This window comes from Kitasatospora sp. NPDC032757 (assembly GCF_055579305.1).
Genome location: NZ_JBVINN010000048.1, coordinates 19,130 through 40,701 on the forward strand (window position 1 = coordinate 19,130; position 21,572 = coordinate 40,701).

The following is a 21,572-nucleotide window of genomic DNA, read 5'->3' on the forward strand; positions in this document are numbered from 1 at the left end:
AGTGAGCAGCGAACCACTCGGTCAGTACGGTGCCCAGTACGCCCAGCCGTACGTGCACCAGCGCCGCACCTACCTGATCGGCAAGGCCCGCCCGAACGCGCCGATCGGCCGAAACCGGGAGTCCGGCGAGATCGTTCTGATCATCTTCGGGGCGTTCCTCGGCATGCTCTGGGGCCTGATGATGCCGGTCCTGCCGCTGCGCATCGCGGGCCTGGTCGGCCTGCCGATGCTGGCGATCGCGGCGGTCTACGTGCCGTACCGGCGCCGGACGTTCTACAAGTGGGTGGAGATCAACCGCACCTACCGCCGGACGGTCCGCAGCGGTCGGGCGGTGTGGAAGTCGGACGCGATGGACGCCGGCACCCGGCTGGACGGCCGCGAGGTCGAGGTCGGGCCGCCGCCCGGGGTCGGGCGGCTGCGCTGGCTGGCGGCGCCGTTCGGGCCGGACGAGGTCGGGGTGCTGATGCACCTGGAGCGGCGCACGGTGACGGCGGCGATCGAGATCGAGGGCCCGGGCGTCGGTCTGCGCGACTCGGAGGACCAGGAGGCGCTGGTCGACCGGTTCGGCACGCTGCTGAAGCACGTCGCCAACGGGGACGGTTTCGTGACCCGGCTGCAGATCCTCGCCCGGACGCTGCCGGCCGACCCGGACGCGCACGCCAAGGACGTGGAGCGACGCGGCGACCACGACGCGCCGCGCTGGCTGCAGGACTCGTACGACCAGCTGCAGTCGATGGTGTCGACCTCCTCGGAGCAGCACCGGGCGTACCTGGTGGCCTGCATGCACTACACCCGTGACCTGGCGGCCGAGGCGCACGCGATGGGCCGGACGGCGACCGGGCGTCGGGCCCGGGACGACGAGGGCCTGGCCGCGGTGATGGCCCGGGAGCTGACCGACATCTGTGCGCGGCTGGCGGAGGCGGACATCCGGGTGCGCCAGCCGCTGGGCCAGGCGCGGCTCTCCTCGCTGCTGCACTCGATGTACGACCCGGACCACCCGATCGACCACATCCAGGCGATGTCCCGCCGCAATGCCTGGCCGGCGGAGCTGGACGCGACGCACCCGCAGTTCCTGCAGGCGAAGACCCGGGAGTCGGTGACCCGGGCGCCGTGGTGCCACGCCACCGCCTGGATCAAGGAGTGGCCGCTGACCCCGGTGGGCGTCAACTTCCTCGCCCCGTTGCTGGTGCACACCCCGGACGTGATCCGGACGGTCGCGGTGACGATGGACCTGGAGCCCACCGACGTCGCGATCGAGCGGATGCTCACCGAGAAGACCAACGACGAGGCGGAGGCGAGCCGCGCCGCCAAGATGAACCGTACGGTCGACCCGCGCGACCTGGCGCACACCGGCCGGGTCGACCAGCGTGGTGACGACCTGGCGTCCGGCGCGGCCGGGGTCAACCTGGTCGGCTACATCACGGTGTCCTCGCGCAGCCCCGAGGCGCTGGCCCGCGACAAGCGGACCATCCGTGCCTCGGCCGGCAAGAGCTACCTCAAGCTGGAGTGGTGCGACCGCGAGCACCACCGCGCTTTCGTCAACACCCTGCCGTTCGCCACCGGCATCCGCCGCTGATCCACCTGGAGGCCCCGTATGGCGATCGGCAACCTCACCGACGCGTTCACCAGCCTGATGTTCGGCAAGGTGGAGACCACCCGCCTGCCGGTGCGCACCTCCACCGGCCAGGCGCAGGCGGTCTACCTGCCCACCGCCGCGCCGGGGCTGGGTGATTCGGGTGTGATCATCGGCCGCGAGGTCTACAGCGGCAAGGGGTACGTCTACGACCCCTTCCAGCTGTACGGGCAGCAGCTGCCGGCCCCGCACTGGCTGGTGCTGGGCGAGTCCGGCAACGGCAAGTCGGCACTGGAGAAGACGTACGTGCTGCGCCAGCTGCGGTTCCGCGACCGCCAGGTGGTGGTGCTCGACGCGCAGGGCGAGGACGGGGTCGGCGAGTGGAACCTGATCGCCAACGCCCTGGGCATAAAGTCGATCCGGCTCGACCCGATGGCGGCCCGGGACGGCGGGGTGAAGCTCAACCCGCTGGACCCGGCGATCACCCAGACCGGCCAGCTGTCGTTGCTGCGCACCATCATCGAGGTCGCGATGGGACGCGGCCTGGAGGAACGGGCCGGCTTCGCGCTGAAGGCGGCGCACGGCCATGTGATCGCGACCGTGACGGATCGCCAGCCGGTCCTGGACGACATCATCAACACCCTGCGCAGCCCCGAGCTGTCCTCGGTGGACTCGCTGGGCGTGGCGGTGGACGAGGTGCAGTCCTGGGGCCTGGACGTGGCGCTGGTGCTGGACCGTCTGGTCGACGGTGACCTGCGCGGCATGTTCGACGGTTCGACCACGGACGGCATCGACCTGGACGCGCCGCTGATCGTCTTCGACCTGTCGCACATCGACCGGAACTCGATCGCGATGCCGATCCTGATGGCGATCGTCGGGGTCTGGCTGGAACACACCTGGATCAGGCCGGACCGGAAGAAGCGGATCTTCCTGGTCGAGGAGGCCTGGCACATCATCAACAGCCCCTTCGTGGCCCAGCTGTTCCAGCGACTGCTGAAGTTCGGGCGCCGGCTCGGCCTCTCCTTCGTGGCCGTGGTCCACCACCTGTCCGACGTGGTGGACGGCGCGGCGGCCAAGGAGGCCTCGGCGATCCTCAAGATGGCCTCCACCCGGACCATCTACATGCAGAAGGCCGAGGAGGCGAGAGCCACCGGCCGGGTGCTGGGTCTGCCCCGCTGGGCGGTGGAGATCATCCCCACACTTTCGCCGGGCATCGCGGTCTGGGACGTGAACGGCAACGTCCAGGTGGTGAAGCACATCATCACCGAGGCCGAGCGGCCACTGGTCTATACCGACCGCGCGATGACCGAGGATGCGGTGGCCGAACGGGTGCGTGCGGAGCGGCAGTTGGCGGCCGAGCCGGGCGTCTGACCGGCGCCTCGAAGGATGCGGGGCGGTCCGGACCACTCCCGGGGCCGCCGTCGGAGGGGGCGGGCCGGCCCGCCCGGCAGGCTCCGCGCGGCCGGACGTCCGTCGACGATTCGTCAGTAGGTAACCCTGTCGTTACGTTCAGGGTCCTGACAGCTACGCGCGTTGACTCTAGGCTGCACTCGCGCAACGACACCGTCGCCCGCCCGGACCTTCGTCCGCAGCCGGGCGCTCTCTCAAGGTGCAGGGGACCCCTCAGAATGTTCACCGTCAGATCCCGACGTGCGGTGCTGGCCGCGGTCGCCGCAGCCGGCCTCGTCGGCACGGTGGCCGTGCCGACCGCAGCCCAGGCCGCGGACGCCAAGCGGCACAAGACCGTCAACCTCCAGCTGCTGGCGATCAACGACCTCCACGGCAACCTGGAGCCCCCGGCCGGCTCGTCCGGCACCATCAAGGAGATCGACCCGGCCACCGGGCAGGTCGTCTCCACCCCGGCCGGCGGTGTCGAGTACCTGGCCACCGCGCTGCGCCAGGCCCGGATCCCGGCCGACGACTCGATCACCGTCGCCGCCGGTGACATCGTCGGCGCCTCCCCGCTGACGTCGGCGCTCTTCCACGACGAGCCGACCATCGAGGCGATGGACAAGCTCGGCCTGGACGTCACGGCGGTCGGCAACCACGAGTTCGACGAGGGCGCCAAGGAGCTCATCCGCCTCCAGGAGGGCGGCTGCCACCCGGTGGACGGCTGCCACGAGGAGGGGCGCAAGTTCAAGGGCGCCAACTTCAACTACCTCGCCGCCAACGTCACCAACGAGAAGACCGGCAAGCCGCTCCTGGCCCCGTACTGGGTGACCAAGTCGCAGGGCGTGAAGGTCGGCTTCATCGGCGCCACCCTGGAGGGCACGCCGAACATCGTGACCGCCGAGGGCGTCAAGGGCCTGAAGTTCGGCAACGAGGTCGCCACGATCAACAAGTACGCGGCCGAGCTGAAGAAGCAGGGCGTCAACTCGATCGTCGCGTTGATCCACGAGGGCGGCTACCCGGCCAGCACCACTTACAACTACGACTGCGGCACCGCCGGCCAGGGCATCTCCGGTCCGATCGTCGACATCGCCAAGAACCTGGACCCGGCGATCGGCGCCATCGTCACCGGTCACACCCACAACGCCTACGCCTGCACCATCCCCGACCCGCAGGGCGTGCCGCGCTCGGTGACCAGCGCCGCCTCCTTCGGCCGGCTCTACACCGAGATCGACCTGAAGCTCGACAAGACCACGGGCACCATCGTCCGCCCGTCGGTCAAGGCCGAGAACCACGTCGTGCGCCAGAACGTCGCGAAGGCCCCGGACATGACGGAGCTGATCGCGCACTACTCCAAGCTGGCCGCGCCGATCGCCAACCGCCCGGTCGGCTTCATCGCCTCGGACCTCAACGGCCGCGGCAGCAGCGACCTGGAGAAGCCGCTCGGTGACGTGATCGCCGACGCGCAGCTGGAGGGCCTCGCCCCCGCCGACAAGGGCGGCGCGCAGGTCGCGTTCATGAACCCCGGAGGCATTCGCTCCGACCTGGTCTACAAGGCGAGCGCCGCCGAGGGCGATGGCGTGGTGACCTACGGCGAGGCGTTCACCGTCCAGCCGTTCACCAACATGATGCAGGTCAAGACGCTGACCGGCGCCCAGCTGATCCAGCTGCTCCAGCAGCAGGTGAGCGGCCCGAACGGCGCCGCGCCGAAGATCCTCCAGTCGTCCAAGGGGCTGACCTACACCCTGGACATGCGCAAGACCGGCGCCGACCGGGTGCTGGTGGACTCCATCCGCCTCAACGGCGCGCCGATCGACCCGGCCGGCAAGTACCGGGCCGCGGCCAATGAGTTCCTGGCCGGCGGCGGCGACGGCTTCCCGGCCTTCGCGGCCGGCACCGACAAGCTGGTCGGCGCCTCGGACCTGGACGTCTTCACCGCCTACCTCGCCGCGCACAGCTCGGCGACCTCGCCGCTGAAGGCGCCGGCGCAGGACCGGATCAAGGTCCTCGGCCCGGGCAGCGACATCGACTGACCGAGGCCGGCAGGGACGGGCGGGGCGCTGTCGGGGCGCCCCGCCCGTTCTGCGTTCTGCGGCCCCGGCTACGTGGGCGCTGGCCCTCCCGGCAGCCGGACGGTGGCGAGGGCGCCCGGCCCGCCGTCCTGGGCCGGACCGAGCGAGACCTCGCCGCCGGACTCCCGCACACTCTGCGCGACGATCGACAACCCGAGGCCGGAGCCCGGGAGTTGCCGCGAGGACGGCGAACGCCAGAACCGGTCGAAGACGTACTGAAGCTCGTCCGGCGGAATGCCGGGGCCGTGGTCGCGGACGGTCAGCACTCCCCGCTGGAGGCCGACTTCGATGGTGCCTCCGGGCGGGCTGTACTTGACCGCGTTGTCCAGCAGGTTGATCACCGCCCGTTCGAGGGCGGCGGCATCGCCACGCACGAACCACGGCGCGACCGCGGTCTCGAAGACCAGCCCGGGGCCGCGCAACTTCGCCCGTGCGACCGCCCGTTCGGCGATCTCGTGCAGGGCGACGACCGCCAGGCTGCGGACCGGCTTCGGCGAGTCCGGGCGGGAGAGCTGGAGCAGGTCGCCGATCAGGAGAGTGAGTTCCTGCATCTGCGCCTTCATGTTGCCGAGCAGCTTGGTCTTGGTCGCGGGCGGCAGCGGGCGGCCGGTGTCGTCGCTGCGGATGAGGAGATCGACGTTGGTGCGGAGGGAGGTCAGCGGCGTGCGGAGCTCGTGCCCGGCATCGGCGATCAGCCGGGTCTGGCGGTCACGGGAGTTGGCGAGCGCGGTGCTCATGGAGTTGAAGGAGGCGGAGAGCCGGGCGATCTCGTCGCTGCCCTGCACGGGGATGGTGGTGCCGACCTCCTCGGTCCGGGCGATGTGCTCGACCACGTCGGTGAGCCGGTCGACGGGCTTGAGCGCGGACCGGGCGACGAGCCGGCCCGCGAGGCCGGCGAGGATGATGCCGCCGACGGCCACGCCGCCGAGGATGATGGCGAGTTTCTGCAGGGATTCCGCGGCCGGCTGCGTGGGCGCGGCCACCATCACCAGGACGGGCGGCCCGGTGGGCGCGTTGGCGGTGACCCAGAAGATCCGGACCATGGCGGGCGCGCCGTTGGTGTAGTGACCGCTGCGGAAGATCGATTTGTTCGGTGGGAGCTGGAGGACCTTGGCGTCATCGGGCTGGAGGGCGATGGCCCTGGTGGCGCCGGGTGGCAGGCAGACTCCCGCTGGGTCGGTAACGACGAACTGGGTATCCCGGAATGCGAAGCCGGGCGGATCCTGGGAGGCGGCGTCGCGCGGGAAGGCGAGGGCGGCCTGCTTCAGGGCGTCCTCCGGGGTGGCCGGACAGAATGCCGGGAGCCGGACTCGCGGCAACTGTGCACTCCGCAGGTCGTTTCGCACCTGGTCGTACAGCTGCTTCTCCACGATGAACCAACACGCCAGCGCCGACAACGCGATGGCCACCGCGACTGCCGCGGCCGTCAGGAACGTGAGCCGGCTGCGCAGGGACTGCGCGCGGTACCAGCGGACGAGGCGTTGGCGGCGGGGGACGCGGGGCGGGGCGAGGGGCGGCGGCGGTGGGGTGGCGGTGTCGCTCACGCGCCCTCCTCGCTCCGCCCGGAGGCCCTTTCGCGTGACGCGCCCCTGCTCACGGCCGGCTCACCGCGCCCGCTCACGCCGGGGTGCCGGCGGCCGGGCGGAGGGCGTAGCCGACGCCGCGTACGGTCTGGATGAGCCGGGGCATGCCGCCCTGCTCGGTCTTGCGGCGCAGGTACATCACGTACACGTCCAGGGAGTTGGAGGAGGGCTCGAAGTCGAAGCCCCAGACCGCCTTGAGGATCTGTTCGCGGGTGAGTACCTGGCGGGGGTGGGAGAGGAACATCTCCAGCAGCATGAACTCGGTGCGGGTGAGCTCGACCGGCTTGCCGGCGCGGGTGACCTCGCGGGTGGCGGTGTTCATCCGCAGGTCGGCGAAGGCGAGGACCTCGGTGTCGTCCTCAACGGCCGCGGCGCGGGCGGCGGCTTCGGTGGCGAGGGCGTTGCGTCGGAGCAGGGCGCGGACGCGGGCGAGCAGTTCGTCCAGCTCGAAGGGCTTGGCGAGGTAGTCGTCGGCGCCGACGTCGAGGCCGGTGACCCGGTCGCCGACGGCGTCGCGGGCGGTGAGCATCAGGACCGGGACGGTGTCGCCGCGCGAGCGCATCCGGCGGACGGCGGTGAGGCCGTCCATCCGGGGCATCATGATGTCCAGCAGGACGAGGTCGGGCTTGTCGCGTTCGACGGACTCCAGGGCCTCGTACCCGTCCGTCGCGGTGGCCACCTCGTAGCCCTCGAAGGCGAGGCTGCTCTCCAGGGCGTCCCGGAGGGCGGGTTCGTCGTCGACCACGAGGAGCCGGGCGGTGGCCTGTCCTGGCTCGGCGGGGGTGCGGTCGTCGGCGGACGGGGTCATGGGCGGTTGCCCTTTCTCATCGTCGGAGAGCCTGCTGGCGGGGCGTGCGGGGGGCCTGCGGGGGCGTGCGGTGGGCGGGTGCGGGGACCTGCCCGGAGTAATTGTCCGTCTAGACGTTCTGGCCGGCCTGCAGCTTCGGCAGCACCTGCTTGATGTCGTTGATCGGGATGGCGAAGCCGAGGCCGACGCTGCCGGCGCTGCTGGTGCCGGCGGTGGAGCTGGAGCCGCTCGCCGAGTACATCGCCGAGTTGATGCCGATGACCTGGCCGCCGGCGTTGATCAGCGGGCCGCCGGAGTTGCCGGGGTTGAGGGCGGCGTCGGTCTGGAAGGCCTTGTAGGTGGCGGTCTCGCCGCCGCCCTGCGGGGTGCTGCCGCGCAGGCCGGGCAGGTTGGGGAAGCCGAACCCGCCGTTGCCGCTGGTGGTGCCCTCGTCGACCTGGACGGTGACCTCGCGGTTCTGGGCGCTGATGATGCCCGAGGTGACGGTGCCGGTGAGGCCCTCCGGGTTGCCGATGGCGACGACCGGGTCGCCGACGGAGACGGCGGAGGAGTCGCCGAGGGTGGCGGGGGTGAGGTTCCCGGCGCCGCTCGCGGTGATCACGGCGGCGTCCAGGGCCTTGTCGGTGCCGGTGACGGTGGCCCCGGCGGTGGAGCCGTCCTTGAAGGTGACGGTGACCTGTCCGCCGTCGGCCGCGCCGGAGACCACGTGGTAGTTGGTGAGGATCCGGCCGTCCTTGGTGAGGACCACGCCGGTGCCGGTGGAGGTGCCGTTCGCGGTCCTCACGGTGATCTGGACGACGCTCGGTGAGACGGCGGACGCGATGGCGGCGACGTCGGCGCTGCCGTCCGAGCGGGCGGAGACGGGGCTGGCGACGGTGGCGGTGCGGCCGGCCGAGCCGTGCTCGCCGGCGGCGATCGCGCCGCCGGTCACCCCGCCGAGGACGGCGGCGACCGCGGCGACGGCGGTGACCAGGGCGAGCCGGCCGCGGAGGAGGCCTCGCCGGGCCCGGCCGTCGGGCGTGGAGGGCCCGCCGCCCTCGGGCGGGGCGGGGGGCATGGGAGGCCCGGCGGGCGGGGGAGGGGGCGGGGTCCCGACCGAGGGGGTCTCGGCGGTGGGGTGCCCGAAGGCCTGGTGCCCGCCGGTCGCGCTGTCGAGGACGGTGCCCGGGATGACCTGGCCCTGGGCGGGGCCCGGGTACGCCTGAGGGTGCCCGGTGCCGTACTCGTACGGGCCGTCGTACTGCTCGCCGTGGTGCTGCTGCCGATCGCTCATGTCGACCAACGTCCGCCCGCTGGATGAGGATCCGATGAGAGCGGGCTCAGAAGGCCCCGAGAAGCCCGTTGACTTCTCATAAAGCCTGGTCAGGCCGGGGTCGGCGCCCCGGTCGGGTCGCAGCCGCAGGAACGGCGGATGACCAGGCGCGACGGGAACTTGCGGACCCGTTCGGTGTCCGAGCCCGGCACCATCAGCGAGTCGTCCAGCACCAGGTCCACGGCGGCCCGGGCCATCGCGTCGCGGTCGGAGGCGACGGTGGTGAGCGGCGGGTCGGCGAGGGCGGCCTCGGGCACGTCGTCGAAGCCGGTCACCGCGAGGTCCTCCGGTACGCGCAGGCCCACCTCGCGGGCGGCCCGCAGCACGCCGATCGCCTGGTCGTCGGTGGAGCAGAAGATGGCCGGCGGGCGCTTCTCCGAGCGCAGCACGCCGAGCGCGACCTCGTAGGCGCCGTAGCGGTGGAAGGGCGCGTCGATCAGGTACGGCTCGGTGGGCAGGCCGTGGGCGTCCATGGCGCGCTGCCAGCCCTCGACGTGGTCGATGACCGGGTCGCCGGGGGCGGGGGACTCGACCGGGCCGCCGAAGCAGGCCACGTACGGGTGTCCGTGTTCCTCCAGCAGGTGGCGGACGACGGCCTCGGCGCCGCCCACGTCGTCGGTGACCACGGCGACGTCGTCGATGGCCTCGGGGCGGCGGTGCAGCAGCACCACCTTGGCGCCCTCCATCGCGGCGAACTCCTCGGCGGCCCGCTGCGAGGGGCCCTGGCTGACCAGGATCAGGCCGGAGACCCGCATGCCGAGGAAGGCGCGGACGTAGTGCACCTCTCGGTCGTCCACGTAGTCGGAGTTGCCGATCAGCACGAGCTTGCCGCGTTCGGAGGCGGCGCGTTCGACGGCGTGCGCCATCTCGGCGAAGAACGGCTGGCGGGCGTCGGGGACGACCATGCCGATCAGGTTGGTGCGGCGGGAGGCCATGGCCTGGGCGACGCTGTTCGGCCGGTAGCCGAGTTGCTCGATCGCCGCGAGGACCTTCTCCTTGGTCGCGGGCGCGACCGGGCGCGGCCCGTTGTTGATGACGTAGCTGACGACCGCGGTCGAGGTCCCAGCCAGTCGGGCTACGTCGTCGCGCGTCACTTTGGCCACGGGGGGAGTCTACGCGTGTGGCGTCCGCCCGGGCAGTGTGAGCTCGGCTACCGGGCGATGCCCGCAGGACAGTCCGGGGCGAATGCGGACAGGCCGGGCGGGGTTTCCCGCCCGGCCTGCGGTCAGGCCTCCAGCGGGGCCGAGGCGCGCTGGGCCAGGTCGGGCCGCTCGCCCTTGTCCGGCTTCTCGGGCACGACGAAGCGGTAGCCGACGTTGCGCACGGTGCCGATCAGCTGTTCGTGCTCGACGCCGAGCTTGGCGCGCAGCCGGCGGACGTGGACGTCGACCGTCCGGGTGCCGCCGAAGTAGTCGTAGCCCCACACCTCCTGGAGCAGCTGTGCCCGGGTGAAGACCCGGCCGGGGTGCTGCGCGAGGTACTTGAGCAGCTCGAACTCCTTGAAGGTGAGGTCGAGCACCCGGCCCTTGAGCTTGGCGGAGTAGGTGGCCTCGTCGACCGAGAGGTCGCCGTTGCGGATCTCCATCGGGCTGTCGTCCGTGACCACCTGGAGCCGGCCGAGGGCGAGCCGCAGCCGGGCCTCGACCTCGGCGGGGCCGGCGGTGTCCAGCAGGACGTCGTCGATGCCCCATTCGGCGGTGACGGCGGTCAGGCCGCCCTCGGTGACCACCAGGATCAGCGGACAGCCGATGCCGGTGGAGCGCAGCAGCTGGCAGAGGCTGCGGATCTGCGGCAGGTCGCGCCTGCCGTCGACCAGGATGACGTCGGCGCTGGGGGTGTCGACCAGGGCCGATCCCTCGGCCGGTGCCACCCGGACGTTGTGCAGCAGCAGGCCGAGGGCGGGCAGCACCTCCGCTGAGGGCTGCAGTGCGTTGGTGAGGAGGAGCAGAGAACTCATACCCGGTTAGTCCCCTTTCCGGGTCGTCGCGGTCGCGTTGCGGCTGCCGCCACAGCCGGATGGCGCTCGTGCAGGGAGGTGTCGCGCGCGGCACGCCCGAGGAAGGAGGCGGCGGCGGGCGACGGGTGGGGGGTGAAGGACGCCGGGTGCCCACCGGAGGACTCGCCGGCGCGCACGACGGAGCGGCTTTCGCACCAGGGGTCCCGCAACCCCTGAGGCACCGTCTCTGCCCTGCTCATCCCGCGAACCTTCCGGTCTGTCCCGTTCCGGGCGGCGGCCCGGCGCCGGGTGTCCGTACGCCCCTGCCGGGCCGGGCACGTCGTTGTGCCGCGAATGGCGGGGCCGTTCCTGCGGTGCGCCGGGGGTGGGCCGACGAATCGCAAGAACGTCCGTACTGGCGTCCTGAAAGCACAAAAGGATCCGGGGGCGACTCTGCCCGGATCCCTCAGGGCACGAGGATAGCCGACCGGCCCCCGCGCCGGGAGGCCCCGAAAGCGGCGGTTCGCTCATTCCGGGCGTGTCCGGGGTGAGCCTGGCCACAGCTCCGGCGGCCCGCCGGCACCCGCCGGGCCAGGGCGGTTGCCGGTCGCGGCGGCGGACACGCCATCATGGGACGCACATCGGCGGCACCGTGCGCGTACACCTTTCGGGTGGTGTCCGGACGCTCCGGTGGCGACCCGGCCGGGGTGTCCGGGCCGGGGCGAGGACGACGAGAGGGGTTGCCATGGGTGCGACCACGGAGCCGGCGGGCGCCGCCACGGTGAGCGGAACGATCCGCTACTGGGCGGCGGCGAAGTCGGAGGCCGGGCTGGCCGAGGAGCCGTACGAGGCGGCGACCCTGGCGGAGGCGCTGGCCGCGGCCAGGCAGCGGCACGCCGACCGGCCGAAGCTCGTCCGGCTGCTCGGGCACTGTTCCTACCTGGTGGACGGCTCGCCGGTCGGCGGGCGCGACCACGCGACCGTGGCCCTCACCGAGGGCGGCACGGTCGAGGTGCTCCCGCCGTTCGCGGGAGGGTGAGCGGCGTGACGGATCCGAACCACGTGAACGGCGGCCCGGACGGCCGGCAGCAGCAGCCGCACCCGCAGGCACAGCAGCAGTACCCGCAGCAGCAGTCGTACCCGCAGGCGCAGCAGCACCCGCAGCAGCCGTACCCGCAGCCCCCGTACGGGCAGCAGCAGGCGTACAGGCCGGAGCAGGCGTACGCGCCGGAGCCGTATGCGCAGCAGGGGCACGCGGCCCAGCCGCACGCCCCCGGCCAGGGGTACGCGCCGGGGCAGGAACAGTACGGTCAGCCGGGGCAGGAACAGCACGGCCGGCCGCAGCACGGGCAGCACCGGCACCACGGGCAGCCCCCGTACGGGCAGCCGTCCGCGGACGACGCCGCGACGGCCCTGCTTCCGCCCGTCCCGCCGATGGACGATGCGGCGGCCACAACGCTGCTGCCGCCCGTGGTGGTGTCGGGCGCGATGCCGACCGCGGCCCAGGCCCAGGCCCAGGCCCAGGCCCAGGTGCAGGCCCAGGCCTTCGACCCGCCGACCATGACGCTCAAGCGCCCGGCCGCCCCCGCCGCCCACGGCGCGCCGTACGCCGCCGTCCCGGCGCAGCCGGTCCCGGCTGTCGCGGCGCCCACCGGCCCCACCGCGGCGCCCGCGCGGGCACCCCGGACGGGCTCGCCGATCATCGACCCGGGCCTGCAGCCCGCCCTGATCACCGCCGCCGTCGCGGCCCTGCTGGCCGGCGGAGCGGCGCTCGGGCAGGTCGCGCTGGCCCTGGTGGTCGCGGCGCTCCAGGTGCTGACGGCGGCCGGCTGGTTCCGCCTCAACGGCATGTGGCCGGCCCGCCAGGGCATCGCGCTGGCCGCGCTGGCCGGCCTCACGGCCGACGTGGCGGTGCTGCTGGCCGACTCGGACGGCGGCGCGGCGGCCGTGGCGGGCACGCTGGGCGGGTTCTTCCTGCTGGTCCTGGTGTTGCAGACGTTCCGGCCCTCGGACCCGAAGGAGCGGTTCTACGCGCTGACCGTGCTCGGCTCGGCCACCGTGGTGACGGTGCTCTGCACCACGCTGCTGCTGGCCGACTGGGTGCCGGCGGCGGTCGGCGCGGTCGCGCTGGCCACCGTGCTGGCGGCCGCGCCGCTGCCCGGCCCCAAGCAGCTGGGCCCGGTGCCGGTGGGGTGGGTGCTCGGCCTGGTCGCGGCCGTGGTGTTCGGCCTGGTCGTGGGCGCGCCGCCGGCGCTGGGCGTCCTCGCGGGCCTCGGCGCGCTGGTCGGCCGCCGGGTCGCCGGGTACGACTTCCCGTCCCGCTTCGTGCACATGACGGCGGGCGTGGCGCTGCCGTTGGCGGTGGCCTCGCCGCTGGTCTGGATCGCCACCCGTCTGCTGGCCGGCTGACCCCCGGCCGCTCGCCGCTGCGACGCCCCGCCCCGGAACCATGCTCCGGGGCGGGGCGTCGTACCGTCGTGCGGGGAGCTGCCCCGTGGGGCGTGCGGGACGAGAACGACGATCAGTGCGGGACGAGAACGACGAACAGCAGGACGACAGCGGCAGGCGACGACGGGGGAGAGCGATGCGCGGTTGGCTGAAGGCGACGATCGGCCTGGCGGTGCTCTGCGGGCTGCTGGTGGGCGCCGACCGGATCGCCGTCGGGGTGGCCGAGGACGAGGCCGCCGACCAGATGGTGAAGAGCGGCCGGATGAGCCAGCGCCCGGACGTGTCGATCGAGGGCTTCCCGTTCCTCACCCAGGTGCTGTCGATGAAGCTGGACGACGTCCGGATCTCGGCGGACGGCCTGACCGTCGGCGACGGGACCCACCAGGTGGCGCTGCACTCCTTCAAGGCCAAGCTGGCCGGGGTCGAGGTGAGCGACAGCATGACCAGTGCCACCGTCGACAGCGGCACCGGCACCGGCCTGATCTCGTACGCGGACCTGGCCCAGCTGCTGCCGCCGGCGTCCCAGATGGTGCCGAACGCGGGCAAGCTCCCGTTGGGCTCCGGCACCCGGCTGAGCCTCTCCTACGGCGGCCCGGGCAGGATCAAGGCCTCCCTGGGCCCCCTCCCGATCGGCGAGGGCTCGGTGCACAGCCAGGGCAACACCGTCACGGCGGACGGTTTCAAGCTCAGCGGCATGGCCGGGATGCTGGCGGGCCTGGCCAACCAGCAGGTCGAGCCGGTGAGCTTCACCCTGGCCGCTCTGCCGGCCGGGCTCAAGCTGGCCTCGGTGTCGCCGCAGGAGGAGGGCCTCCAGCTGACCTTCGACGGCAACCACGTCAAGGTCATCGGCTGACCGGAGCCGCACATCCGGTCCGCTTCGTTCCGCTCCGCGAGACGCGCTGTCCAGCGCCGGCCGCGGAGCGGTGTCGTTCCTGCCCCTGTGCGGACCTCCTGACGGCCCCTGGCCGGTTCCCGTCATCGGGTGAATGGCCAAATCTCAACATTCGGATCATTTGGTCTCAGGATTCGATACGCTAATGACAGCGGGCATCCGGTGTCCCTAGCATCGTCGGCATGAAGCGACAGACGGACCTCACGAAGCGGCGGGCGGTAGACCTGTGCCGCGTGGCCGCCTGTCTGTGTCGAATGCGCTAACTCGGCGTCCTGGCAGGGCTGTTGAAGCCCGCCGCCGATTCCCCTGGTGACCTGGCCCGGCTTTGGGGCCGACCGTCGCCGCTGCCCACCGCAGACCACTGCCCGGCCGCACCGCGCACCCCCTCTCGTCCCAGTATTCGGACAAGAATTCGGACCGGCCGCCGCCGGGCGACCCGCAGTACCCCCAGCAGCAGCACCTTCCGCAAACCGCCCCCGGATGGAGAACATCACCATGAGCCGCAGCGACGTCCTGGTCGACGCCGACTGGGTCCAGGCCCACCTGGACGACCCGAAGGTGGCCATCGTCGAGGTCGACGAGGACACCTCCGCCTACGACAAGAACCACATTCGCAACGCCGTCCGGATCGACTGGAAGACCGACCTCCAGGACCCGGTCCGCCGCGACTTCATCGACCAGGCCGGCTTCGAGGCGCTGCTCAGCGCCAAGGGCATCGCCAACGACGACACCGTGGTGCTCTACGGCGGCAACAACAACTGGTTCGCCTCGTACGCCTACTGGTACTTCAAGCTGTACGGCCACGGCGACGTCCGCCTGCTGGACGGCGGCCGCAAGAAGTGGGAGCTGGACTCCCGCGACCTGGTCTCCGAGGTTCCGGCCCGCGCCGCGACCGAGTACAAGGCGCAGGCCGTCGACTCCTCGATCCGCGCCTTCCGTGACGACGTGGTCGCCGCCATCGGCAACCTGAACCTGGTCGACGTGCGCTCGCCCGACGAGTTCTCCGGCAAGCTGCTCGCCCCGGCCCACCTCCCCCAGGAGCAGTCGCAGCGCCCCGGCCACGTGCCGAGCGCCCGCAACATCCCGTGGGCCAAGAACGCCAACGACGACGGCACCTTCAAGAGCGACGACGAGCTCAAGGCCCTGTACGAGGCCGAGGGGATCGACCTCGCGAAGGACACCATCGCCTACTGCCGCATCGGCGAGCGCTCCGCGCTCACCTGGTTCGTGCTGCACGAGCTGCTCGGCCAGGAGAACGTGAAGAACTACGACGGTTCGTGGACCGAGTACGGCAGCCTCGTCGGCGTGCCGATCGAGCTCGGCAACTGAGCCTCCGGCTCGAACCGTAAGTCAGAAGGGAAGACAAGACATGTGCGGTGCGAAGGCCGGCGGCCCGGACCTGGCAGGAGTTGACGTGGCGAACGAGACGATCATCCAGGGGTCCGTGACCCGAGACGGCGAGCCGGTCAACGGCTACGTCCGGCTGCTCGACGAGGGCGGCGAGTTCACGGCCGAGGTGCCCACCTCGGCGACCGGACAGTTCCGGTTCTTCGCCCGCCCGGGCAGGTGGACCCTGCGCGCGCTGGTCCCGGGCCAGACCGTGGACCGCCAGGTGGTCGCCTCCCAGGGCAACCTGACCGAGGTCGCGATCGCGGTCTGATCCACCCCCGCGAAACAGCACCGAGGGCCCCTGCCGAGCAGGGGCCCTCGGGCATACCGTGGAACCGTGCAGGGACGCCGGCGCCACCGCTACTACTTCGCCATGATGGCCGTCTGCCTCGGGCTGTTCGTGCTGGCCTGGGGCGTGGTGCGGTTCTGGTCCGTGCCGGCCGCGATCGCCATGTGCGTGGTCGCGATGGTCATCCCGCCTGCCGCCGCGGTCTTCGCCAACAAGCGGGACCCGGAGGACGACTGGTGGAACGACCCGCGCTGGGACGATCCGAAGTGGGACGACCCCGGCCACGACCGGGACCGCCCGGACCGGGAGGACCGCTCCTGGTGACCGCGAGAGCGCTCCTAGTACACGAGCGCCTGCACACCGTCGGCCATGATCTCGCTGACGAAGACCTGGGCGCCCGCGATCCGGACACCCTCGACGGTGTCCTTCTGCTCGATCCCGCGCCGCACCGCGCACTGGGTGCAGAGGGTGACGGTGCCGGCCGCCAGGATCGACTCCAGCAGGTCCGGCAGGGGCGCCGCGTGCGGCAGCTCGAACTCCGCGGCGCGCCCGGGCAGCGCGAACCAGGACGACTCCCCGGTCAGCCAGAGCGAGACCTCGATCCCGCTGGCGACGGCGACCGCCGCCACCGTGAAGGCCTGCGAACAGCGCTCCGGCGCGTCCGCCCCGGCGGTGACCTTGATGACGAGCTTCTTCGCGCTCTGCGATGCGTTCGACGACATGCCGACACCCTAGATCGCCGACGTGGTGGGGCTCACCGAGACCCGTCGACACCCGGCGGATAGAGTGAGCGCGAGCAAAATCCACCACACTGTCGCCGCCCTGGGAGCCCCCCGTGTCCGGTCTGGAAATCTTCTTCGACGGTCTGCTGGCCCTCATGGCCGTGCTGATCACCTGGTTCGCCATCTTCTCGGTGATGAAGCTGTACCAGGGCCAGCGCTGAGCCGGCTGCCGTACGGTTGAAGCAGTCCCATACCGACGACAGCGACCAGGAACATGATCGAGATCCCCTCTGACCTCCACAGGGACGTCGTCCCGCTCGCCTTCCTCCTCGGTACCTGGGAGGGCGCGGGCGTCTACGACTTCCCGGGCACGGAGAAGTGCAACTTCGGCCAGGAGATCGTCATCCGGCACGACGGCCGGCCCCTCCTGGAGTTCCGCTCCCGCACCTGGGTGCTGAACGAGGAGGGCGAGAAGGTCCGTCCGCTGGAGAACGAGCACGCGTTCTGGCGCATCACCAGCAACCACCACGGCACCAGCGGCGCCCGCGGGATCGAGATCTCCTCCGTGCGCGACGACGGCACCGTCGAGATCTGGTACGGCGAGCTGGCCGACGGCAAGCCGCAGATCGACGTCTCCACCGACGCGGTGGCCCGGATCGAGGGCTCGGCGCCGTACTCCGGCGGCAAGCGCCTGTACGGCTTCGTCAACGAGGAGCTGCTCTGGGTCGGCGAGAAGGCCGCTCCCGAGGTGCCGCTGCGCCCGTACATGTCGGCGCAGCTGAAGAAGGTGCTGAGCCCGGCGCAGCTGATCAAGGACATCAACGACCTGCCGGACGACGGCATCGCGTTCTTCCGCTGATCGCATCGGCTCATCGAGCTCATGGGTAGGGACCGGCCCCCGGCCGGTCCCTACACTTGCCTCAGGACCCCCGACCTTGACAGGGACAGCACCGTGGCGGACACCGGCACCACCGACTGGCAGCTCTCCGGCGACTGGAAGGCCGACCTGCGCGAACGCGGCTACCGGCTGACCCCCCAGCGCCAGCTCGTGCTGGAGGCGGTCGACGTCCTCGACCACGCGACCCCGGACGACATCCTCGGCCATGTCCGGCAGACCGCCAGCGGCATCAACATCTCCACCGTCTACCGGACCCTGGAGCTGCTGGAGGAGCTGGGACTGGTCTCCCACGCGCACCTCGGCCACGGCGCCCCGACGTACCACCTGGCCGGCCGTCACCACCACCTGCACCTGGTCTGCCGGGACTGCGAGAAGGTCACCGAGACCGGCACCGAGATCGCCCGGCCGCTGATCGAGAGCCTGCGCGAGCAGCACGGCTTCGACACCGACCTCAAGCACTTCGCCATCTTCGGCCGCTGCGCCGACTGCACCGCCAAGCGCGCCGGGGACCAGTCGTAAGCTGGCCGGTATGAAGAGCCCGCTGCTTGCGCTGCCCGGTGCCGTCCCCGCCGAGGGAACCGACGAGGGCGTAGCCGCCCACTACGGTGACATCTTCCGCGAGCAACGCAACCTGGCGCAGGGCACCGGCTTCGTGGACCTCTCGCACCGCGGCGTGCTCACCGTCACCGGCGACGACCGGCTGGCCTGGCTGCACCTGCTCCTCACCCAGCACGTCAGCGCGCTGCCGCCGCAGCAGGCCACCGAGGCGCTGGTGCTCTCCCCGAACGGGCACGTCGAGCACGCGCTCTACCTGGTCGACGACGGCACCACCACCTGGGCGCACGTCGAGCCGGGCACTCAGCAGGCGCTGATCGGCTACCTGGAGAGCATGAAGTTCTTCTACCGGGTCGAGGTCGCCGACGCCACCGCCGACTATGCGGTGGTGTACCTGCCGGCCGGCTCCACCGCCCCGGCGGATGGCGCGGCGGCGGTCCGCGAGCTGTCGTACGGGCGGGACCTCTTCCTGCCGCGTGCCGAGCTGGCGAAGCTGACCGAGGGCTACGGCCCGGCGGCCGGGATCTGGGCGTACGAGGCGCTGCGGATCGAGGGCCACCGGCCCCGGCTCGGCTTCGAGACCGACCACCGGACCATCCCGCACGAGGTGGACTGGCTGACCACCGCGGTGCACCTGCAGAAGGGCTGCTACCGCGGGCAGGAGACGGTCGCCCGGGTGCACAACCTGGGCCGGCCGCCGCGCCGCCTGGTCTTCCTGCACCTGGACGGCACCGAGGAGGTGCTGCCCCCGCACGGGACGGAGGTGCGGCTCGCCTCGGATCCGGACGGCCGGGCGCTGGGCGTCGTGACGTCCTCGGCGCGCCACCACGAGCTGGGCCCGGTCGCGCTGGCCGTGGTCAAGCGGAACGTCCCGGTGGACGCGGTGCTGCTGGCCGGGACGGTGCCGGGGACGCAGGACGTCATCGTCCCGCAGTAGGTCTCAGACCTCGACGAGCACGGTGAACGGGCCGTCGTTCACCAGCGCCACCCGCATGTCCGCGCCGAACCTGCCCGTCTCCACCTTGGCGCCGAGCGCGCGCAGCCCGGCGACCACCTCGTCCACCAGCGGCTCGGCGACCGGCCCGGGGGCGGCGGCGTTCCAGGTGGGGCGGCGCCCCTTGCGGGCGTCGCCGTAGAGCGTGAACTGGCTGATCACCAGCAGCGGGGCGGCCAGGTCGGAGCAGGACTGCTCGACGCCGTTCTCGTCCGCCTCCAGCAGCCGCAGGGTCCAGAGCTTGCGGGCCAGCTGGGCGGCCTTGGCAGGGGTGTCGTCGTGCGTGACACCGACCAGGACACAGAGCCCTGGCCCCTCGATCGCGCCGACGGTCTCGCCGGCCACGGTCACCCGGGCCTCGGTCACTCGCTGCACCACTGCTCGCATGCGGCCATTGTGCCGGAGCGGGCCGGGCCGCCCGCAGGGCCCCCGGGTGGTCCGCGAGGGTTCGGGGGAGAGGCCGCGGGGCAGGCCCGGGAGGAGGGCCTCGGGGCGGTCTCGGGGGCAGGAGGAGTGAGACCCGGCGCGTGCGGCCATGGTGCGCGCCGGGTGGTGCGCGCCTGCGCCTCTTCGGGCGCCGCCCTTCCTGCGGAAAGCCTTGGTCATATCAGCCACCCCCGTTCGCCAGGGGGCCGTTCGGGTGCACGGGCGGTGCACCGGCGGTGGGCGGGGTGGCACGCTGGGGAACCGTACGAGGGGTCCGGGGCGCCAGAGGTCCGCCGCACCGGGCCCGGTTCGGCCGGGCGGTCGAGTCGATAGGTCAGGCGTTCTGGTGGTGTCGCCCCGGCGGGTGGCGCCACCCGGGGGCGGGAACCTTCGGGGGCGCCCCGGCGTGCCAACGGACGGGTACGCGCGGCGGGTGCGCGCGACGGCCCGCCGGGGGAACGGGCCGGACCTGCGGCAGGCGACGGGGTGCCGCGAGCGGGCGGGATCGGACGACGGCAGGTGGTTGGTTGATGGACGCGAGCAGCGCGGCGCAGGACCGGTCCGGGCGGGTGCCCGGGGGCACGGAGCCGGCGGGGGACACCTCCCGCCCGGCGGCGGGCAAGGTGGGCGAGCCCGAGCTGGAGCGGCTGGGCCTGGCGCAGCTGCGGACCCTGCGCCGGGAGACCCTGGAACAGGAGGCCGACCTCTCCTATCTGCGGCGGCTGCTGCACGGGCGGATGGACATCCTCCGGGCCGAGCTGGACCGCCGGCCGGGCACCGCCGTCCGCACGGCGGCGGGGGGCGAGATCCCGGTGGGCGGAGCCCTGCTGGACCGGCTGCCGGCCATCCTCACCGACGCGCCGTCCACGGTGCGGCGCTCCGCCCGGCACGTCACGCTGGGGCCGCCGCGCGGCCAGCAGTCCCAGCTGGAGGCGGACGAGCTGATGGGCGATGTCCAGCTGGCCGACCTGGCGGCCCACCCGGAGGCGGAGCTGCTGGCCGCGCTGGACCGGCTGCGGGCACACGAGCGCGAGGTGTCCGGCCGGCGGCAGCGGCTGCTGCGGACGGCGGACGGCTGCAGTGCCGAGATCACCCGCAGGTACCGTGATGGGGAAGCGCGGGTCGAGGACCTGCTCGCGGGCGGCCCGCTCTGACCGGGTGAGGGCGTCCGGGGGTGGGGCGGCCCGGCTCGCCCCGGCTCACCCTCGCCCCCGGAAGGCTTCCGCCATGTCCCACTCCGCCGCCCTGCCCGTCCTCGCCGAGGTCATACGCTCGGGCTTCACCGAGGGCCGGCACCACGGATCGCTGGTGCTGCTCGCCGCCGACGGCTCGGTCGAGTTCGCCCTGGGCGCTCCCGAAGCCCCGGTCTTCCCGCGGTCGTGCGCCAAGCCGTTCCAGGCGGTGGCCACGCTGAAGGCGGGGCTGGCGATCGGCGGTGAGCTGCTGGCGCTGGCCGCGTCCAGCCACTCGGCAGAATCGTTTCACCGCGACGGCGTGAGGCGGATCCTGGCCGGTGCCGGGCTGGACGAGTCCGCCCTGCAGACCCCGGCGGACCTGCCGCTGGACGAGACCGAGGCGGAACTGCTCCTGAAGTCCGGCGGCGAGCGCGCGCCGATCCTGATGGACTGCTCCGGCAAGCACGCCGGCTGGCTGGCCGCCTGCGCCGCCAACGGCTGGCCGACCGCGAGCTACCTCGACCCGGCGCACCCGGTCCAGCAGCTCGCCCGCGAAGCCCTCCAGGAGGCCACCGGCGAGACGCCGGCACACGCCGGGGTGGACGGCTGCGGCGCGCCGCTGCTGGCCGTCAGCCTGACCGGCCTGGCCCGCGGCTACCGCGCGCTGGTGCTCGCCGAGGAGGGCACCCCGCAGCGCCGGGTGGCCGACGCGATGCGTGCCCACCCCGAGTACGTGGCCGGCACCCGCCGGGCCGACACCTGGCTGATGCGTGCGGTGCCGGGTGCGCTCTCCAAGATGGGCGCCGAGGCGGTCCAGGTGGTGGCGCTGCCGGACGGCCGGGCGCTCGCCTTCAAGATCGACGACGGTGCCGAGCGGGCCCGCGGGCCGGTCCTCGCGGCCGCACTGGGCCGGCTCGGCGTGGTGGCGGCGGACGACTCCATCGACCGGATCGGCGCGGCCCCGCTGCTCGGCGGCGGCGTGCCGGTGGGCGAGGTCCGGGCGGCGTTCTAGGACCCGGGCGCGCCCGGCGGACTCCCTGTGGCGGCCGCCGGGGTGCGGAGCGACCGGAGGCGGTGCACGGTGGACCGGGGGCCGTCGCAGAGAGGGAGT

Annotated in this window: 22 protein-coding genes; 15 read left to right on the forward strand and 7 right to left on the reverse strand. The window is 72.6% G+C overall.

Features of this window, described 5'->3' with window-relative positions:
- Window position 1 precedes the first annotated feature (1 nt).
- The 3 genes from ACZ5WK_RS34675 to ACZ5WK_RS34685 all read left to right on the forward strand — a co-directional run bounded on the left by ACZ5WK_RS34675 (window position 2) and on the right by ACZ5WK_RS34685 (window position 4,995).
- Entirely contained in the window at window positions 2-1,576 is a 1,575-nt protein-coding gene (locus ACZ5WK_RS34675) for an SCO6880 family protein (RefSeq protein ID WP_396325424.1), read from the forward strand.
- An 18-nt stretch (window positions 1,577-1,594) separates the two neighbouring features.
- Window positions 1,595-2,944, forward strand: a complete 1,350-nt coding sequence (locus tag ACZ5WK_RS34680) for an ATP-binding protein (protein WP_465553611.1) — start codon at window positions 1,595-1,597, stop codon at window positions 2,942-2,944.
- Window positions 2,945-3,201: 257 nt separating this feature from the next.
- On the forward strand, window positions 3,202-4,995 hold the full coding sequence (locus ACZ5WK_RS34685; protein ID WP_465553613.1) for a bifunctional metallophosphatase/5'-nucleotidase: 1,794 nt from the start codon (window positions 3,202-3,204) through the stop codon (window positions 4,993-4,995).
- A 68-nt stretch (window positions 4,996-5,063) separates the two neighbouring features.
- Here the strand turns inward: ACZ5WK_RS34685 and ACZ5WK_RS34690 are convergent, their stop codons facing one another.
- The 5 genes from ACZ5WK_RS34690 to ACZ5WK_RS34710 form a co-directional block, all read right to left on the reverse strand.
- Window positions 5,064-6,578, reverse strand: coding sequence for a sensor histidine kinase (locus ACZ5WK_RS34690; RefSeq protein ID WP_465553615.1), 1,515 nt, complete (start codon window positions 6,576-6,578; stop codon window positions 5,064-5,066).
- A 73-nt stretch (window positions 6,579-6,651) separates the two neighbouring features.
- Window positions 6,652-7,425, reverse strand: coding sequence for a response regulator transcription factor (locus ACZ5WK_RS34695; protein WP_396325420.1), 774 nt, complete (start codon window positions 7,423-7,425; stop codon window positions 6,652-6,654).
- A 109-nt stretch (window positions 7,426-7,534) separates the two neighbouring features.
- A complete protein-coding gene (locus ACZ5WK_RS34700) occupies window positions 7,535-8,698 on the reverse strand; it encodes a S1C family serine protease (RefSeq protein WP_465553617.1) in 1,164 nt (387 codons plus the stop codon).
- An 89-nt stretch (window positions 8,699-8,787) separates the two neighbouring features.
- Window positions 8,788-9,840, reverse strand: a complete 1,053-nt coding sequence (locus ACZ5WK_RS34705; RefSeq protein WP_465553619.1) for a LacI family DNA-binding transcriptional regulator — start codon at window positions 9,838-9,840, stop codon at window positions 8,788-8,790.
- Window positions 9,841-9,962: 122 nt separating this feature from the next.
- Entirely contained in the window at window positions 9,963-10,694 is a 732-nt protein-coding gene (locus tag ACZ5WK_RS34710) for a response regulator transcription factor (protein WP_465553621.1), read from the reverse strand.
- A 724-nt stretch (window positions 10,695-11,418) separates the two neighbouring features.
- Here ACZ5WK_RS34710 and ACZ5WK_RS34715 point away from each other — a divergent pair.
- From ACZ5WK_RS34715 to ACZ5WK_RS34745, 7 genes are all read left to right on the forward strand, one after another.
- Window positions 11,419-11,712: a MoaD/ThiS family protein gene (locus ACZ5WK_RS34715; protein ID WP_396325416.1), complete on the forward strand. Its 294-nt coding sequence runs from the start codon at window positions 11,419-11,421 to the stop codon at window positions 11,710-11,712.
- 5 nt (window positions 11,713-11,717) lie between these two features.
- Window positions 11,718-13,082, forward strand: coding sequence for a hypothetical protein (locus ACZ5WK_RS34720; protein ID WP_465553624.1), 1,365 nt, complete (start codon window positions 11,718-11,720; stop codon window positions 13,080-13,082).
- A 175-nt stretch (window positions 13,083-13,257) separates the two neighbouring features.
- A complete protein-coding gene (locus ACZ5WK_RS34725) occupies window positions 13,258-13,974 on the forward strand; it encodes an LmeA family phospholipid-binding protein (RefSeq protein WP_396325414.1) in 717 nt (238 codons plus the stop codon).
- A 221-nt stretch (window positions 13,975-14,195) separates the two neighbouring features.
- Window positions 14,196-14,276, forward strand: a complete 81-nt coding sequence (locus tag ACZ5WK_RS34730) for an Ms5788A family Cys-rich leader peptide (RefSeq protein WP_350517234.1) — start codon at window positions 14,196-14,198, stop codon at window positions 14,274-14,276.
- Between the two features lie 232 nt (window positions 14,277-14,508).
- Entirely contained in the window at window positions 14,509-15,342 is an 834-nt protein-coding gene (locus tag ACZ5WK_RS34735) for a sulfurtransferase (protein WP_465553626.1), read from the forward strand.
- Window positions 15,343-15,382: 40 nt separating this feature from the next.
- On the forward strand, window positions 15,383-15,673 hold the full coding sequence (locus ACZ5WK_RS34740; protein ID WP_465553628.1) for a DUF1416 domain-containing protein: 291 nt from the start codon (window positions 15,383-15,385) through the stop codon (window positions 15,671-15,673).
- 66 nt (window positions 15,674-15,739) lie between these two features.
- Complete coding sequence (locus ACZ5WK_RS34745) at window positions 15,740-16,015, forward strand: DUF3099 domain-containing protein (protein ID WP_396325412.1); 276 nt, start codon at window positions 15,740-15,742, stop codon at window positions 16,013-16,015.
- A gap of 14 nt (window positions 16,016-16,029) precedes the next feature.
- Here ACZ5WK_RS34745 and ACZ5WK_RS34750 read toward each other — a convergent pair whose 3' ends face one another.
- Window positions 16,030-16,413 (reverse strand): DsrE family protein, encoded by a 384-nt coding sequence (locus ACZ5WK_RS34750; protein WP_396325411.1) that lies wholly within the window; start codon window positions 16,411-16,413, stop codon window positions 16,030-16,032.
- A 274-nt stretch (window positions 16,414-16,687) separates the two neighbouring features.
- Here ACZ5WK_RS34750 and ACZ5WK_RS34755 point away from each other — a divergent pair, with 274 nt between their 5' ends.
- The 3 genes from ACZ5WK_RS34755 (at window position 16,688) to ygfZ (ending at window position 18,803) form a co-directional block, all read left to right on the forward strand.
- Window positions 16,688-17,272 (forward strand): heme-binding beta-barrel domain-containing protein, encoded by a 585-nt coding sequence (locus tag ACZ5WK_RS34755; RefSeq protein WP_465553631.1) that lies wholly within the window; start codon window positions 16,688-16,690, stop codon window positions 17,270-17,272.
- A 93-nt stretch (window positions 17,273-17,365) separates the two neighbouring features.
- Window positions 17,366-17,830 (forward strand): Fur family transcriptional regulator, encoded by a 465-nt coding sequence (locus tag ACZ5WK_RS34760; RefSeq protein WP_396325409.1) that lies wholly within the window; start codon window positions 17,366-17,368, stop codon window positions 17,828-17,830.
- Between the two features lie 10 nt (window positions 17,831-17,840).
- Window positions 17,841-18,803, forward strand: coding sequence for a CAF17-like 4Fe-4S cluster assembly/insertion protein YgfZ (ygfZ, locus tag ACZ5WK_RS34765; RefSeq protein WP_465553634.1), 963 nt, complete (start codon window positions 17,841-17,843; stop codon window positions 18,801-18,803).
- Window positions 18,804-18,806: 3 nt separating this feature from the next.
- On the opposite strand, the gene dtd is transcribed toward ygfZ, so the two are convergent.
- A complete protein-coding gene (gene dtd, locus ACZ5WK_RS34770; RefSeq protein WP_465553636.1) occupies window positions 18,807-19,247 on the reverse strand; it encodes a D-aminoacyl-tRNA deacylase in 441 nt (146 codons plus the stop codon).
- Between the two features lie 569 nt (window positions 19,248-19,816).
- Between dtd and ACZ5WK_RS34775 the strand changes: the two genes are divergently transcribed.
- Together ACZ5WK_RS34775 and ACZ5WK_RS34780 are read left to right on the forward strand one after the other, a co-directional pair.
- Window positions 19,817-20,440 (forward strand): RsiG family protein, encoded by a 624-nt coding sequence (locus ACZ5WK_RS34775; protein ID WP_465553638.1) that lies wholly within the window; start codon window positions 19,817-19,819, stop codon window positions 20,438-20,440.
- A gap of 73 nt (window positions 20,441-20,513) precedes the next feature.
- Window positions 20,514-21,473, forward strand: a complete 960-nt coding sequence (locus ACZ5WK_RS34780; RefSeq protein WP_465553640.1) for an asparaginase — start codon at window positions 20,514-20,516, stop codon at window positions 21,471-21,473.
- The last annotated feature ends 99 nt before the right edge of the window (window positions 21,474-21,572 follow it).